Origin of the sequence: Parablautia muri (genome assembly GCF_009917485.1) — a bacterium.
Classification (GTDB): Bacteria; Bacillota; Clostridia; order Lachnospirales; family Lachnospiraceae; genus Suilimivivens; species Suilimivivens muri.
The window spans coordinates 122,450-138,382 of record NZ_QZDT01000004.1 but is presented as its reverse complement, the minus strand read 5'-3'; the positions used below and the strand labels follow the sequence as shown (position 1 = coordinate 138,382).

At 43.0% G+C, this 15,933-nt stretch carries 13 protein-coding genes; 6 read left to right on the top strand and 7 right to left on the bottom strand.

All coding sequences use genetic code 11. The annotated features are described in order from the left end of the window. Positions 1–147 precede the first annotated feature (147 nt). From D5281_RS04605 to D5281_RS04585, 5 genes are all read right to left on the bottom strand, one after another. The gene (locus D5281_RS04605) at positions 148–2,079 is read right to left on the bottom strand and encodes a glycoside hydrolase family 127 protein (protein ID WP_160558971.1); all 1,932 of its coding nucleotides are present in this window, start codon (positions 2,077–2,079) and stop codon (positions 148–150) included. A gap of 37 nt (positions 2,080–2,116) precedes the next feature. Beyond that, entirely contained in the window at positions 2,117–2,863 is a 747-nt protein-coding gene (locus tag D5281_RS04600; protein WP_160558970.1) for a LytR/AlgR family response regulator transcription factor, read from the bottom strand. Further along, positions 2,856–3,830, bottom strand: a complete 975-nt coding sequence (floA, locus tag D5281_RS04595; RefSeq protein WP_160558969.1) for a flotillin-like protein FloA — start codon at positions 3,828–3,830, stop codon at positions 2,856–2,858. The genes D5281_RS04600 and floA overlap by 8 nt, the downstream gene beginning before the upstream one ends. A 111-nt stretch (positions 3,831–3,941) precedes the next feature. Beyond that, entirely contained in the window at positions 3,942–4,418 is a 477-nt protein-coding gene (locus D5281_RS04590) for an NfeD family protein (RefSeq protein WP_160558968.1), read from the bottom strand. Further along, positions 4,419–5,150, bottom strand: a complete 732-nt coding sequence (locus D5281_RS04585) for a sensor histidine kinase (protein WP_160558967.1) — start codon at positions 5,148–5,150, stop codon at positions 4,419–4,421. A gap of 206 nt (positions 5,151–5,356) precedes the next feature. On the opposite strand from D5281_RS04585, the gene D5281_RS04580 reads away from it, so the two are divergent. Then, positions 5,357–6,763 carry an MATE family efflux transporter gene (locus D5281_RS04580; RefSeq protein WP_160558966.1) on the top strand — a complete coding sequence of 469 codons (1,407 nt, stop codon included), beginning with the start codon at positions 5,357–5,359 and terminating at the stop codon, positions 6,761–6,763. Positions 6,764–6,883: 120 nt separating this feature from the next. On the opposite strand, the gene tadA is transcribed toward D5281_RS04580, so the two are convergent. Both tadA and D5281_RS04570 read right to left on the bottom strand, forming a co-directional pair. Next, on the bottom strand, positions 6,884–7,387 hold the full coding sequence (gene tadA / locus D5281_RS04575; RefSeq protein WP_160558965.1) for a tRNA adenosine(34) deaminase TadA: 504 nt from the start codon (positions 7,385–7,387) through the stop codon (positions 6,884–6,886). Between the two features lie 62 nt (positions 7,388–7,449). Next, positions 7,450–8,343, bottom strand: a complete 894-nt coding sequence (locus D5281_RS04570) for an AraC family transcriptional regulator (RefSeq protein ID WP_160558964.1) — start codon at positions 8,341–8,343, stop codon at positions 7,450–7,452. Between the two features lie 330 nt (positions 8,344–8,673). Here D5281_RS04570 and D5281_RS04565 point away from each other — a divergent pair, with 330 nt between their 5' ends. The 5 genes from D5281_RS04565 (at position 8,674) to D5281_RS04545 (ending at position 15,867) form a co-directional block, all read left to right on the top strand. Continuing rightward, the gene (locus D5281_RS04565) at positions 8,674–10,011 is read left to right on the top strand and encodes an ABC transporter substrate-binding protein (protein ID WP_160558963.1); all 1,338 of its coding nucleotides are present in this window, start codon (positions 8,674–8,676) and stop codon (positions 10,009–10,011) included. A gap of 183 nt (positions 10,012–10,194) precedes the next feature. Continuing rightward, positions 10,195–11,121 (top strand): carbohydrate ABC transporter permease, encoded by a 927-nt coding sequence (locus D5281_RS04560; protein WP_277935169.1) that lies wholly within the window; start codon positions 10,195–10,197, stop codon positions 11,119–11,121. Positions 11,122–11,133: 12 nt separating this feature from the next. Next, a complete protein-coding gene (locus D5281_RS04555; protein ID WP_160558962.1) occupies positions 11,134–11,958 on the top strand; it encodes a carbohydrate ABC transporter permease in 825 nt (274 codons plus the stop codon). A gap of 81 nt (positions 11,959–12,039) precedes the next feature. Continuing rightward, on the top strand, positions 12,040–13,914 hold the full coding sequence (locus D5281_RS04550) for a beta-L-arabinofuranosidase domain-containing protein (RefSeq protein WP_160558961.1): 1,875 nt from the start codon (positions 12,040–12,042) through the stop codon (positions 13,912–13,914). Positions 13,915–13,980: 66 nt separating this feature from the next. Further along, a complete protein-coding gene (locus tag D5281_RS04545; protein ID WP_160558960.1) occupies positions 13,981–15,867 on the top strand; it encodes a glycoside hydrolase family 127 protein in 1,887 nt (628 codons plus the stop codon). The last annotated feature ends 66 nt before the right edge of the window (positions 15,868–15,933 follow it).

Genomic DNA, 15,933 nt, shown 5'->3' with positions numbered 1-15,933 from the left:
AGCGATAAAATCTATACAAAATTCCAAAATTTATCATAACCTATTTATAACCTGTTTATCAATAGCGGAATGAATAATTTTTGACATAGTTAACGGCCATAAAAAAGAGACAGGGATATATTCCATTCCCTGTCCCACCATACTATATTATTTTTTCTCCGGAATCCAAACCCGCATCTGGTTCAATCCACGATTGCCCCAGGTATAATAAGGAACTAATGTAATCTTGCACTTTTCTTCCCTTGACGCTTCATAGCTATAGAGCGTATCGCTTACGGTTTCTTTGTATCCTTCTGCGTACAACTCCTGTATACCAAACAATTTATCTGGCAAATACTCGCTAACCGTAATCGAACCATCTTTCATCAGGGAAAGAGAAAGGACATCGTCCCCATTGTCAACACCCTCCGCACAGTAAATAAGAGGGCCCCTTTCCACTGCTGCCTTGCCGGTATTTGCAGATACCTTATTACTTGTGTATATTTTGCGGACAAGCATCTCAAATTCCACAATTACCACATCCTCCGCGCTAAAGTTTCTGCTTATATATGCATAACCATCTTTCACCTCGGGATTGATCCTTTTGTCATTTATCCGGAATACTGTGTTCTTGCTCCATGATGGAATGCGAATTGCAAGCGGTATGGACATCGTTCCATTCTGCGGTTCGAAATGGTATTCCACCTGATTCCCATAAGGATATTCTGTCTTAAGTGTAACCTTCCCGCCATAAACATCGCTTAAATCAAGTGTTCCGCCAAGAAACAAGTTGGAAAACAGACCATCTTTCGTTACATGCCACACATATTCTGATATAGAAGTCAAAAGTCTTGCCACATTAGGCGGACAGCAGGCGCATGCAAACCACTTCGGCCTTACAGGGAGCGCATGTCTATGCGTCTGCGCTTCTCCAGAAATCCCCGGAAGAACTTCTAATGGATTCACATAGAAGAATTTGGTGCCATCTAACTGCATACCTGCCAGCACACAATTATACAAAGCACGTTCTATTATATCCGTATATTTACCATTCCTTTCCAGATATAGCATCTTATTAGAGAAGAAAATCAGGCCAATTGCCGCGCATGTCTCCGCATATGCCGTATCGTTTGGTAAATGATAATCCTTTGTGAAAGCTTCTCCTTCATAGGCCGAACCGATAGCGCCCGTCACATACATTCTACACTGGGTGATGTTATTCCAAAGGATCTTACATGCATCTGCCAGACTCTCGTCCTGCGTTTCCTTGGCTGCATCTGCCATTCCGGCATAAAGGTAAACAGCCCGTACCGCGTGCCCCACCGCCTTTTTCTGCATCCTAACCGGCGCCATATTCTGGGCATATTCTTTGTTTTCAGGGTCATTCCCCCAAACGGACCATCTATTTTTTTTGTTCTCCTGCTTAAAATAATCGCTGTTGACACCTCGTACATTAATAAAGTGAAGCGCAAGTTCTTTGTACTTTTCTTCCTTTGTACAGCGGTATAATCTCATAAGCGCCAGCTCAATCTCGGGATGTCCCGGATATCCCTCGGCATGGTCTTCAATAAAATGCTTATAAATGCAATCCGCCATATCACATACTATCTGCAGCAATCTTGTCTTACCGGTACACTCCGCATAGGCAACTCCTGCCTCAATCATATGCCCTGCGCAATACAGCTCATGTGCTTCATGGAGATTCGTCCACCTCTTATCCGGTTCTTTCACCGTAAAATAGGTATTCAAGTAGCCATCTTCATGCTGTGCCTGTCCAATCAGTTCTATGATTTCATCACATCTGCGTTCAAGCTCTCCATCAGGCGTTTGCGCCAGTGAATATGCAGCCCCTTCCAGCCATTTTGCTACATCGCTGTCCTGAAACACCATTCCGTAAAACTCTCCATCGCACTTACCTGTATGCAGCTTCTTAGCCGCCATACGAAAGTTCTCAATACAATGACTTTTTTCTGCGCCTTCAATTCGATCGTTTAGGGCATTCTCCTGATAAGGGAGCACCACTTCTCTAACTAATTTTCTGTATCTGGCAAAAAAGCCGTCCGTCACATCAAATTTTGTAACTAACTTTAAATCGCTCATTGCTTGTTCCTCCATTCCATCAAGCTTTTTTACACTTCTATGCAAACATTTTTTTCATTTCTTCATACTTCTGCGCTGTCATAAGCGCAGTTGCATCCGTATCCTTAAATTTCACCACATAGGTCCATCTCCCGTAAGGCTCTATCCTGGTGACCCTGGATATATTGATAATATAAGATTTATGGCATCTCATAAAGGTTTCCTGCCCCAGCTTCTCCTCAACCTCACTTAAGGATATGGATGTCTTATACTGCTCACTCAAGGTCACAATATTGGTATAGCCTTCCAGCCTTTCCACCAGGATAATTTCATCCACATTCAGCAGACAGGCCTGCTCCTTACCTTTTATAAAAAGCTTATCCCTGTGATGCTCCGGCCTTGTCACCTTATCCGCCAGTTTTTCATCCGCCGGCTGATACGCTTCCATACTGCTTCTAATCCGGTTTAGGGTCTTTATAACGCGCTCCATGTTAAAGGGCTTGACCAGATAATCAAAGGCATAAATCTCAAAGGCATTTGCCATATACTCACTGTGGGCTGTGGCAAAAATCACCTTCAGCCTGGGATTTAATTCCGTCATCACCTTAGCGCATTCTAATCCGCTTTCTCCCTTCAAATCAATATCCATAAACACCACATCCGGCTTATATCTGGCAAAATCTACCACCGCGCCGGAAAAATCCCCACATTCGGATACCACATGATAATCCGGCTGTTTTTCAACCATCTTATGCAGCAGTCTTCTGATTTCCGGTTCATCATCTATCACCATCACTTTAATCATTTACATTATTATCCTTCTTTTTTTCCGCATATGCATTGGCTCCAATGCCAATACTCTTTTTCATTTCCGTGTCCGCTAACACATTTTGCAGCTTATAGTAGTCAACCACTCCAATATGCCCTTCCCGCAATGCCTGGGCCATAGCCTTCGGTATTTCGGCCTCCGCCTTTACTACCGCCGCACGCATTTCCTGCTCTAAGGCTACTGCCATAGCACGCCTTTCTTCCGCTCTGGCCTGCGCAATCTTATTATCAGCCTCCGCCTGAAGGCTCTGCAAAGTAGCGCCCACGTTCCTTCCTATATCAATATCTGCAATATCTATGGAAATAATCTCAAAAGCGGTTCCCGAATCCAGCCCTTTTTCCAGCACAAGCTTTGATATTTCATCGGGATTTTCCAAAACCTCGTCATGGCCCGCCGCGGATCCTACCGTGGTCACAATACCTTCGCCGATTCTGGCAAGAACCGTGGCCTCACCGGCGCCGCCAATCAATCTGTCAATATCCGTTCTCACCGTAACTCTTGCTTTGACCAAAAGCTCAATACCGTTTTTGGCAACTGCCGAAATAAGAGGTGTTTCTATTACCTTCGGCGTTACGCTCATCTTAACTGCCTCAAACACATTGCGGCCTGCCAAATCAATAGCCGAAGCCTTTTCAAAGGAGATATCCATACCGGCCCTTTCGGCGGCAATCAGTGCGTTTACCACACTGTCCACATCTCCTCCTGCCAGATAATGTGCCTCTAACTGGTTTACTTTCACATCAATCCCAGCTTTTGTGGCTTTAATCAATGGAAAAACAATCTTAGCAGGCATTACACGTCTAAGGCGCATACCTATCAGATTAAAAATCCCCACCTTCACATTTGAGGCAACCGCCGAAATCCACAATCCCACCGGTACAAATACAAAAAACAGAACTACCAAAAGACAAATTATCCCTAATAAAACAATTTTCCCTATCATATTTCCCTCATTTCTGCGCCGCAGCTTTTACATGACAGAGCCTGCAGCCACAGCGCATTTGCAAGCTCTTTTGTAAAATATTACTTTTCACTCTTTCTGTCTGAAAATCTCTTACAACTCTTTTACCATCAGTTTCTTTTGGTTGACCTTGCTGATTACAATCCGGGTTCCTTTTCTGATATAGGACCCTTCCGAAAAAATATCCAGCTCAACCCCTTCAAAGTCGCCTTTTCCTGCGGGTTTTAAATCTGTTGTGGCTATCCCTTCTTTATTAAGCAGATAGGTAAGGTCAGATGAATCTATGGGCACACCGGCCTTCACATCCGCATCAAGAATAATCGGCGATTTAAATTTCTTCTGGGATAAAAATCCCAAGATGGTTGTCATCAAAATCCCAAGAACCACAATCACGATAACCGTAATCAAAATACCCTGTTCTATGGAATCGGCAGTCAGAAAAATTCCTGCTCCCAGACACACAATCCCTCCAATTCCCGGCACGCCAAAGCCCGGCACCACCAGCTCCACTCCAACCAGCACAAATCCCGCAATCAAAAACAGGATGCCTGCCATCATAACCGTATCCAACTATGCCTTCACCTCCTTTGCAAACTTCACTGTAAAGCTTGTTTCATCTTCATTTGAGTCTACCTGTATACTGCCATGGTTTTCTTTTAAAATCCCTGCCACAATATAAAGACCCATTCCGTGTCCTTCCTCCTGTTTGGTTGTAAATCCCTGTTTGAATATGACGCTTTTATGTTCCTCCAAAATGGGCGGACCGTTATCGGACACTACAAACACATAACCATCCCGCTCCTCATTGATCTCCAGCGCCATTTTCTTATCCTTCTTCTTTTCCTTTAGGGCTGTTATGGCATTGTCAATCAGATTGGAGAGTACCTTGCACAATTCCCAGGGCTCCACTTTAAGCTTTTTCAGGTCTGACTTGACCTCCACATAAAAATCTATGTTTTCGGCCTCCGCAGTTCCCATCTTCGCCATAAGCAGGGCATTGACCGCAGGTATGGATGTCCTGATTGCCTTTCCGATTTTCATCATGTCCTTGTAAATCGGTTCAAGATAATCGTGAAGCTCCTCATACTCCTTAAGCTCCAACATGCCGTACACCACCTGCAAATGATTCAGGTAGTCGTGCCGCCCGCTCCGCAGCTGTCCGTTTAGCTCCTGAATACTTTTATAACTTTCCACCAGGGTTTCATATCTTCTCCTCAGCCTCTGATGAAGTGCAAGTATCCATATCAGACACACCATCAAAACTAAAACTACCCCAAGACAGAAAAATAAGCTCATGTCCATCTTCGCGCTCCTTTATCTGTTTCTGTTGTCTTTATGTTTTTACTATAGCAAAGATTCAAAATTTAGAAACAGAAACTCTCCCAATTATACACTTTTCACGCTAAAATGACAAAAATCCCTGATTTGGCATATTGACGCGGCAATATCTTTTTATTACAATGGATAATACGCCTCATGACACGAGGCAGGTAGAAAGGAGCATTTTTATGTGGGGCAAATTCAAAGAAAAATTTATCGGCGACAAAAATTTTTATAAGTATGTACTTTGTCTTGCGGTTCCTATGATTGTCCAAAACACCATCACCAGCTTTGTAAGCTTTCTGGATAATATTATGGTGGGACAGATTGGTACGGAGCAGATGTCAGGTGTTGCAATTGTAAACCAGCTGATGTTTGTCTTTAACATCTGCATTTTTGGCGGCGTATCAGGCGCCGGCATTTTTGGTACCCAATATTATGGCAAAGGAGATTACGAAGGCCAAAAGCACGCCTTCCGCTTCAAACTCTATGCCTGCCTTTTGATTACGGCCATGGCTGTTTTTCTATTCAGCTTTTTTGATACACAGCTGATTTCTCTATACTTAAATGACACTGGCAGCGTAGGCGATATTTCCCTTGCCCTTAAATATGGCAAAGAATATATCATCATTATGATACTGGGACTTGTCCCTTTTGCAATCAGCCAATCATACGGCAGCTCCGTCAAGGAAACCGGACAGACCTTTATTCCCATGCTGGCTGGCATTGCAGCCGTTTTCACCAACCTTATTTTAGATTATCTGCTGATTTTTGGAATTTTGGGGCTCCCCGCAATGGGCGTCCGGGGTGCGGCCATTGCCACTGTCATTGCGCGTTTTGTGGAATGCCTGATCATTGTGATATGGACCCACTGCCATAAAGAAAAAAATCCATATATTATAAATGCCTACAAGAGCTTTTTCATTCCCCGCAAAGTGCTGCGGGAAATTATGAAAAAGGGGACCCCTCTTATGGTGAACGAAATGCTATGGGCGGCAGGCATGACTGTGATTGTCCAGTGCTACGCCATCCGCGGCCTTGAAGTGGTGGCGGCACAGAATATTTCCTCCACCATCTCCAATTTATTTAATACGGTGTACATACAACTTGGTGGCTGTATTTCTATTGTAGTGGGCCAGCTTTTAGGCGCCGGAAGGACAAAGGAGGCGCGTGATGCGGATAACAAGATGATTTTCTTCTGTGTATTTTGCTGTGTCTGCATTTCAGCCATCATGGTAATGGTCGGAAGATTTTTCCCGTCCATTTATAATACGGACGAACGTATCAAAGAGCTTGCCAGACATTTCATCACCATAGCTGCCCTGGCAATGCCCCTTTGTTCCTTCTCCCACTGCGCTTATTTTACTTTGCGCTCCGGCGGCAAAACCATTGTTACTTTCCTGTTCGACAGCGTTTACACTTGGGTTTTAGTCATTCCCTTTGCTTATGCACTCTCACACTTTACCGCCCTGCCCATAGTGCCTATCTTTTTCCTGGTTCAGTTTACTGAAATTGTCAAGGTGGTCATAGGCTTCTTTATGGTAAAAAGCGATGTTTGGCTGCAAAACATCGTGGGGGATACCGCCAATGCTTAATATTATGCTATGGCATGCAACGGGCATCCATTCTTAATATATACTGAGGCTGTTGCAAATACCGGTTATATACAAAAATTTTATTCTGTATATAGCAGCTATTTTACAACAGCCTCAGTCTTATTCTATGGGCCGGTCAGCCAATTTCTTTTGTTCCTTCTCTATTTTATTGCGTACCCGCAACTCCTTAAAAAAGCGGGTCAGCATTTGAGAGCACTCCTCCTCAAGTACCCCCCTTGTAACCTTCACCTGATGGTTAAATTCCGGCATCTCCAAAATATTTAATATAGAACCACCACATCCTGCTTTGGGATTCATGCTTCCCATAACCACCTCGTCAATCCTTGCCTGTACAATCGCTCCCGCGCACATCTGGCAGGGCTCAAGGGTTACATAAAGCGTGCATCCTTCTAGCCGCCAGTCTCCTATCTTTTTACTGGCCTTTTTAATGGCAGTAATCTCCGCATGGGCCAGGGTATTCTTATCCGTATTCCTGCGGTTATATCCCCGCCCTATCACTTTCCCCTCATAGACGATTATGCACCCAATGGGCACTTCCCCCAACTCATAAGCTTTCATAGCCTGCCCTATGGCTTGCTTCATGTACTTTTCCTGCTCTGTCATTTTTCCTGATTTTTAATCCTTTCCATCCAAAAGCACAAAGATAATTGTTATAAATGAAATATTTATAAACTATATTCACCCCTCGAAAAGCGCTCCCTGAATTCTTTCGGTGTACATTGATAATAATTCTTAAACTGCTTACAAAAATAGGATGCGGAAGAAAAACCAACCGAATAGGCAATAGTGGTGATAGAAAGATAGGGGTCTTTCAACAAACCGCAGGCGTTTTCCAGCCGGACCTTATTTAACATCTGGTTTGGTGTCAGTTCATATTGCTTTTTAACGCATCGAATTAGATGCGTAGGATGGCAGTTTAAAATTTTAGATAAACCCTCAATCGTAATCTGCTCCGCATAGTGGAAATTAAAATATTGCAGAGCAGAATAGGCAATACTGTTGTCATTGGAAGTGTCCGGCGTAACCGCCAAAAGATTTAAAAGACGCATAAGCAGCTCCTGCTGGCGGAAAAGGTTATTATCCGAATCAATATTTGTGCGGGAGTTCGTAAAGAAATCAATAGAACGTCTTTCCAGCTGATGCATAATAGAGAGCGCATTTTGCGCGGTTCCCTCCGGAAGTTTTTGATCCTGCAAAAAGGACAAAACATATTTGTTATCTTTAAAATCCGTATTAGGCCTCCAGGGCAGACGATATGAAATGTCCGAAATTTCAAAAGTCTCCTCCGTATTAAAATGCAGCCAGTGAAAAAGTGTTTTTTCAGTGCAAATCCGGCTGCCCTGGTGGGGTGTATTGGGCGGTATCAACAGTGTATGACTGGGGGGAATTATAAATTCTTTTTCTCCAACCTGCAAATAAAGTGTTCCCATCTCAACCATAATCAAGTCAAAAAAACCCAGCCCTTTGCGGGCATTATGCTTATCGCCTGGTCGGTATATGGCATTTCCGGAATGGGAATACCATGGGAATGGGGGTATATGGATATTAATAAATGACATGAAAATTATCTCCCGTTTAGCTCTGACCCATATGCTTTCATAATATAAAAACTGTAAAAATTAGCAAAATGCTAATTTTGTAATATCAATTATAACTAAAATGCACTTTTTTTTCAATATTGATTCAAACAAATGCAAATTTTTTGTTATTACATTTGATAATTATATTACATTTTTTTGCTAAAATCACTGTATAATTTTTATATAAAAATAAATATACTATTCACTATAGTTTGGCGAATGTATACAAACATTTACAACATTGGATACCATTTATAGTCACAATGTCGATAACTTTACACAAAGCTTTCGACAAGGAAAGGAGAAAAAATGAAAAAGAAATTACTGGTTAGTTTGTTGGTATTTTCCATGGCTCTTGGATTGGCCGCTTGTGGAAATTCCAATAAAGGGGAGAGCACTTCAGGGTCACAGGACGCGGCTTCAGCTGATAATACGGAGTCTTCAGGCGCAGACAGCACAAATAATGCTGGCAATACAGAAAGTTCAGAAGATGGAAAAAGTCTTGAGGTATGGGTGAGAAACTCATATTATGATGAAGTAACAGAAGCAGCGAAAAATTTTACTGCAACTACAGGCATTGCCGTAAATGTCTCCGAACCCTCTGACATGTCGGATGATTTGGCCCTTGCTTTATCCTCCGGAAACGTACCGGACATTGTTTCCATTGACTGCGTGCTGGTACCTTATTATTCTTCCATTGGCGCACTAAAAGATATTACCGAAGAATTTGCAGCCTCCGACTTTAAAGACACATTCTCGGGCGGCCTGTTAGACCTTTCCTCCTATGAGGGAAAACAGTATGCGGTTCCTTTTGCACCGGATGTAAGTGTTCTGCTTTACAATAAAGATATTTTTGAGGCAAATGGTCTGGATCCGGAAAATCCTCCGAAAACCTGGGACGAGCTGATTGCAGCGGCACAGGCATGTACCAATGATGATGTATACGGTTATATGTTCTCAGCATCCGATGCGGGCGGCATGATGTTTACTTTCTGTCCATATATTTGGTGTAATGGCGGTGAATTTACCAGCGAGGACGGTAAAGAATCCCTATTAAATCAGCCCGAAGCAGTAGAAGCTTTGCAGTTTATTACCGATATGATTTACGAATACAACGTAACGCCACAGAGTATCACATCTTATGACTGGACCGCAACCGAAGATGCATTTAAGGCCCAGAAAGCAGCTATGATTGTCCAAGGTAGCTCGGCAGTAGGCACCATTGTAAATGACGGATATGATTTCAATGCGGGCTGTGCGCTGATTCCTTCTCCTGACGGAAATAAATACTCATCCTTCTCAGGCGGAGACAGTATCGCAATCTTAGCAGACACCGATATGCCTGATGAGGCGTGGCAGTTCGTACAATACTGCCTCAGTAAGGAAGTGCAGGTAGATCAACTGGCAGCATACGGAAACATTCCTGCCCGTTCCGACATGTTTGAAAACGACATTTTCGGTTCTCATGAGGAGTATGACATATTGCGCCAGGCATTAGAAGTAGGGGAGGCTCCTTATAGTTTAAAATATAACGAAATGTACACCCCCTGGATCGATGCGGTGCAGTATGCTTTGAACCAGGAAAAAACGCCCGAAGAAGCTTTCTCTGACGCAAAAGAAGAAATTGATGCCCTGCTCTCAGAATAGGGCGCTTTGACATGAAACGCTAATACATTTATTATTGGGCTTAATGATTCATATGTTTGCCGCATTTCGCCGAAACAGCGGAATGCGGCGGCTTTTTCGAAAGGACTTACCAATCCTATAAAAATATAAAAATTATCAATCAAATTTAATAAATGCCTGTTAAAACGGGCAGGGGGTATATTTATGACAAGACTCAAACACTGTCACGCTCAGGGGGGCGGTTTGCCGACAAAAAGCCGGAGAGCCATGCGAAAAAACTTTACAAATATGTTTTTTGTTTTACCATTGCTGGCAATAAATATTACATTTTTTGCAATACCTTTCGTAAAATCTCTCTACATGTCTCTTTATAACTGGCCATTGCTTGGGGAAAAAGCGTTTATTGGCATAAAAAATTTCATACAGGCTTTTCAGGATAAAAAATTCCTGCATTCACTCTTATTCACAATGGAATACGCATTGCTCGTAACACCAATGCTGTTTCTTGTGGCCTTTGCCATGGCAATATTAGTAAACCAAAAGTTCAAGGGGGTCGGTATATTCCGAACCATTTATTTTATGCCGGTGGTTATTTCTATGACAGCCAGTGCAGATATATGGCTGTGGATATACAACGAATTATACGGTGTCCTCAACCATCTGCTGTTATCCATAGGAATTGTAGATACGCCAATTGCCTGGATGCATTTGCCAAAAACCTCTCTTCCAGCAGTCTGCGCAATGGTTACCTGGAAAATGTCGGGTTTCAGCATGCTGATGCTTCTTGGGGCATTTCAGTCTGTGGATGACGAAATTTATCAGTCGGCAAGTATTGATGGGGCCAATAAGATACAACAGTTTTTCCGTATCACTTTACCCTTGATCCGCCCTACAATAGCACTATCTATGGTTATCTCCATTATTGGTTCGGTTCTTGCCTTTGAACAGTTTAAGATTATGACTGCCGGCGGGCCATCCTCTAAAACACAAACTGCCGTTTACTATATCTACGAGACTTCTTTCAGACACTTTAAATTCGGGTACGGTGCGGCAATGTCTATGATTTTATTGGTTATTCTCGCTGTTTTAAGTTATTTTCAATTTGCTGTTATGAAAGATGCAACAGATTAGAAAGGGGCGCGGATGAAGAAAAGAAGTAAAAGTATTATTATTTTATTAAATATCATTTTGGGAATAATTTGGCTTATGCCAATTTATTGGGCGCTGGTTACTTCCATCAAGACCCAGAAGGAACTCTATGGAGGAGTCAGTCTCTTTCCCCATGTAGCAACTTCAGAAAATTATGTTTCTCTGTTTCAATATAAAGACGGCATTTTCTTTTTCTATTTGAAAAATTCATTTCAGATTTGTATTTTTACAATATTGGTGGTAACTATTGTTTCCGTGTTGGCCGGATTTGCTTTTTCAAAACTGAAAATCTTGGGGTCTAAACTGTGGACTGCCATGATTCTTTTTACTATTATGGTCCCTGCCCAGGCTTTAATGGTCCCCCTTTATAATACTTTGTCCGACTTAAATCTTCTGGGAACTGTCTGGGGAATGGTATTGATTTATGCAACCTTTCAGACACCGTTTTGCGTTTTGATGATGAAAAGCTCTTTTGACATGGTTCCGGACGCTCTGCGAGAGGCAGCCCTTATGGACGGAGCTAGCAGCTTTGCCATCTTCCGAAGTATTTATTGCCCTTTGGCCCTGCCTGGCGCAATTACCGTAATTGTATACGCCGCCTACAATACCTGGAATGATTACACCATCGGCCTTACCTTTGGCGGCAGCTCTATGAAAACCTTCAACGTAGGGCTGGTTGACATGCTCTCTGCTGAAACATCGGTAAACTGGGGTACCTTGACCTCCGGAGCTATTGTGGGAATGGTGCCGATTCTTGTTCTGTTTTTACTGTTACAAAAGCATTTTGTAAAGGGCATGATGAGCGGAGCTGTGAAATGAAATCCGTTTGCTTAGATAAAGATAAAAGCCACTCTGAACATACCATCTCTAAATTTGTATTGGCGATATGGAGGATAATACATGAAAAAATATAGTAGAATACCTATAACAGAGGTAAAACCCACCGGCTGGCTTTATGAGCAGCTAAAAATCCAAATGAATGGTTTAAGCGGCAAATTATATGATATCTGGGACAGCGTTGGCTGCTATTCCGGATGGCTTGGCGGGACAGGTGAAAGCTGGGAGCGGGCGCCTTACTATCTAGACGGCCTGCTTCCCCTGTCTTATTACCTGGATGACAGAAAGCACTGGGAAATTTGTATGAAATTTGTGGAATGGACCCTGGGCAGTCAGGATGAAACAGGAAATTTTGGCCCTTTATCCACCTGGAACGAGCAGTGGTCGCGTTATGTTATGCTGAAAGTCTTAATACAATATGAGGAGATAACCGAGGATAAACGCGTTGTACCTTTTGTAAGAAATTATCTGCAATATATGGCCAGGTTAGTTAAAACCACCAAATTGCAAAGCTGGTCAAAAGCTCGAGTGCCTGATTTGCTTTATGTAGGGAAATGGCTTTACGAAAAAACTAATGATACCCAGATTTTGGAATGGTTAAAAGAAATAGATCAAAATGGGTATGATTGGTCTGATTATTTGAAAGACCTTCCCTTTCCCCGTCCTGCAAAGGATTATATCAATTGGGATATCATCAAGCATTTATCCAAGGATATTATCAGCAATATTTCTCCCTATCACGAGACCCATATTGTTAACGTCACTATGGGATTTAAGCATCCTGCCCTAAAGGCCGTACTCTATAATGATCAAGAGTATGCCCGCATTGCCAAAGAAGGCATAAAGGAAGTCATCCATAAGCATGGCGTTGTGTCAGGATGTATCAATGGCGATGAACATTTAGCCGGCTCCCACCCTTCCCAGGGCTCCGAATTGTGCTCTGTAGTAGAGTACATGTTCAGTCTGCAGTCCCTGATAGAGGTATTTGGAGATGCCTGGTATGGGGATTTGATGGAACGCCTGGCTTATAACGCATTACCGGCCACTATCACAGAGGATTTTATGGAACACCAATATCTGCAGCAGGCAAACCAAATCATGGCGGATGACCGGAAACGCCCGTGGTTTAATAACGATGAGGATTCCACCGTTTTTGGCTTAGAGCCTAATTTCGGATGCTGTACGGCTAATATGCACCAGGGATGGCCTAAATTCGTTCATTCCCTTTGGCTGCGGGAGGGAGAGAGCACACTGGTAAATATGGTTCTTGCACCTTCCACTATAGATACTACCTTATGCAGTGAGAGAGTCATCCTTACCCTGCATACAAAATACCCTTTCCGCGATCGTTTGCTGTACCGGTTTCAGCAAGCCCCTGCCCAGCCTATAGCTGTAAAAATCCGCATTCCTTCCTGGTGTAAGCGCCCACAGATCATCTGCAAAGGAGCAAAACTTACTTGGCAAGATGAGGGCCGGTTTATTCTTGTGGAAAAAGCCTTCCGTGAAGGCGAACAAATTCAGGTACGTTTGGAAATGAAAGAATTTGCGTCCTTTTGGCATCAAGGCACTTTGGCAGTGGAGCGCGGGCCCTTGGTATATGGATTGGACATGAAGGAACGATGGGAAATAAAAAAAGAGGTAGCAGGTGTGAAGGATTATTATGTTTTCCCCGAAAGTCCATGGAATTATGCGCTTAACAGCGCTCTGCCCTGTCAGCTGGAAGAACAGGAATTGACAGATATTCCTTTCTCCAAAAAACAGCCTCCTGTACGTTTAAAAGTCGAGGCATGCCAGGTGGAGGAATGGACACAAAAAAATGGGGATGCACGGGAAATTCCCCAAAGCCCGATTATGGGCGACCGGGAAAAAAAGATGATTTCCCTGATTCCTTTTGGGTGCACCAAGCTTAGAATTTCCCAGTTCCCATACTATGAATAAGAACGGTCAGCCTTACTGAACCGATACTCTTATATTTTAAAATTAAAGAAAGGATCAACATCTAATATGAGCATGAAAAAATATGACGGAAAGCCGGTGGGCTATGACCGCACAAAAATCACAGGAGGTTTTTGGAACACACAGCAAAAGCTGGTGCGTGATGTAACCATTGACGCAGTTTATGATCGCTTTGATGAAACCGGAAGATTTGCCTCTCTCAAAGGGGACTGGAAGGAAGGAATGCCTTTTAGACCGCATATTTTCTGGGATTCCGACATTACAAAGTGGATGGAGGGCGTGGCATACTATCTGCAAAAAAAACGGGATAACGCTCTAGAAGATAAAATGGATATGCTTGTGGAGCGGATGGAAAAGCTGCAGACAGAAGACGGATATCTAAACACCTATTTCACCACAGTGGAGCCCAAAGCCAGATTTACCAGAAGGCTGGACCATGAATTATACTGCGCTGGTCATCTGGTGGAAGGGGCGCTGGCATACTATGAAGCTGTTGGAAAACGGAAAATGCTGGATATCGCAATTCGTTATATTGATTATATTGATCGGGTTTTCCGCATAGACCACTCCGCTGCTTTCGATACGCCGGGCCATCAGGAAATAGAACTTGCTTTAGTAAAGCTTTATCAATTCACAGGAGAAGATCGCTACAAAAAGCTGGCGGAATATTTTATAGATAACCGGGGTCGCAGTCAAAAGGACCGAGAAAACAATGACCGGGACTTAGCTGCCTTCCAGTCCCACCTGCCTGTCCGGGAGCAAAAAACCGCGGAAGGACACTCGGTACGCCTGCTTTACCAATGCTGTGGTATGGCTGATTTAGCTCTTTTAAACCAGGAAGATGAGATGACAAGGGCCTGTGAAACACTCTTTGAAAATATTGTGAAAAAGCGCATGCACATTACCGGCGGTGTTGGCACTACATATCGGGAAGAATCTTTCACCTTTGATTATCATCTGCCGGAAGTCACCACTTATAATGAGACTTGTGCTTCTATTGCTTTGGCAATGTTCTGCCGGCGGATGTGGTTAATTGACGCGGATCGAAAATATGCCGATTACGCGGAATTAGCTCTTTATAATACGATGTTAAGTGGTATATCCCTATCCGGTGATAAATTTTTCTATGAAAATCCACTGACTGCATCCCCAAAGAGAAACGAGTTCAACCAAACCAGAAAAGAGGATATCCGGGAGCATCTTCCTATTCTGGAACGAGTAAAAGTTTTTGATTGTTCTTGTTGTCCTCCTAATTTGATACGCACAATCGGTTCAATTGCCGATTACATGTATTCCATATCGGAAGATACCGTTTATGTTCATTGCTATATGGAAGGCGAAACCAAAGTTAAAACAAAAAATCAGGAGATAGAACTGTGTCAGAAAACCAATTATCCTTATGATGGAAAAATAGAATTGAAGACAAGATCAGAAGGCTGCTATACCATTGCACTGCGCATCCCTGGCTGGTGCCAGTCCTATCGTCTGAGCATCAACGGCGAAGCTCTAAATCCCTCCTTAGAAAAAGGCTATGCACATCTCCTGCACACATGGAAGACAAACGACTGCATTTCTTTGGAACTGGATATGAAGGTACAGCTCATAGAGGCTAATCCTAGAGTACCTAACCTGTGCGGACGGGTTGCCGTGGTGAGGGGCCCCCTTGTCTATTGTGCGGAAGGTATTGATAATCCCGATTTTTCCATACGGGATGTCAGAGTCGAAAACCCATCCGATTTTCAAATTTCCATGGAAGAAATCTGTCAAAGAGCTATGCCTGTACTTAATGGACCAACTATTATCCGCAAAGATTTTCAAGAATTATACAGATTCTACCGCCAGGACAAGGAGCAGACGAATTTAAAACTGATTCCTTATTTCGCCTGGGCTAACAGAGGCGTAACAGAAATGAATGTCTGGTTTTTGAAAAATTAAAACCGTCTAAAAACGAATATGCACAAACACCGGAGCCGTACAGTTTACAATTCACGGCTTCGGTGT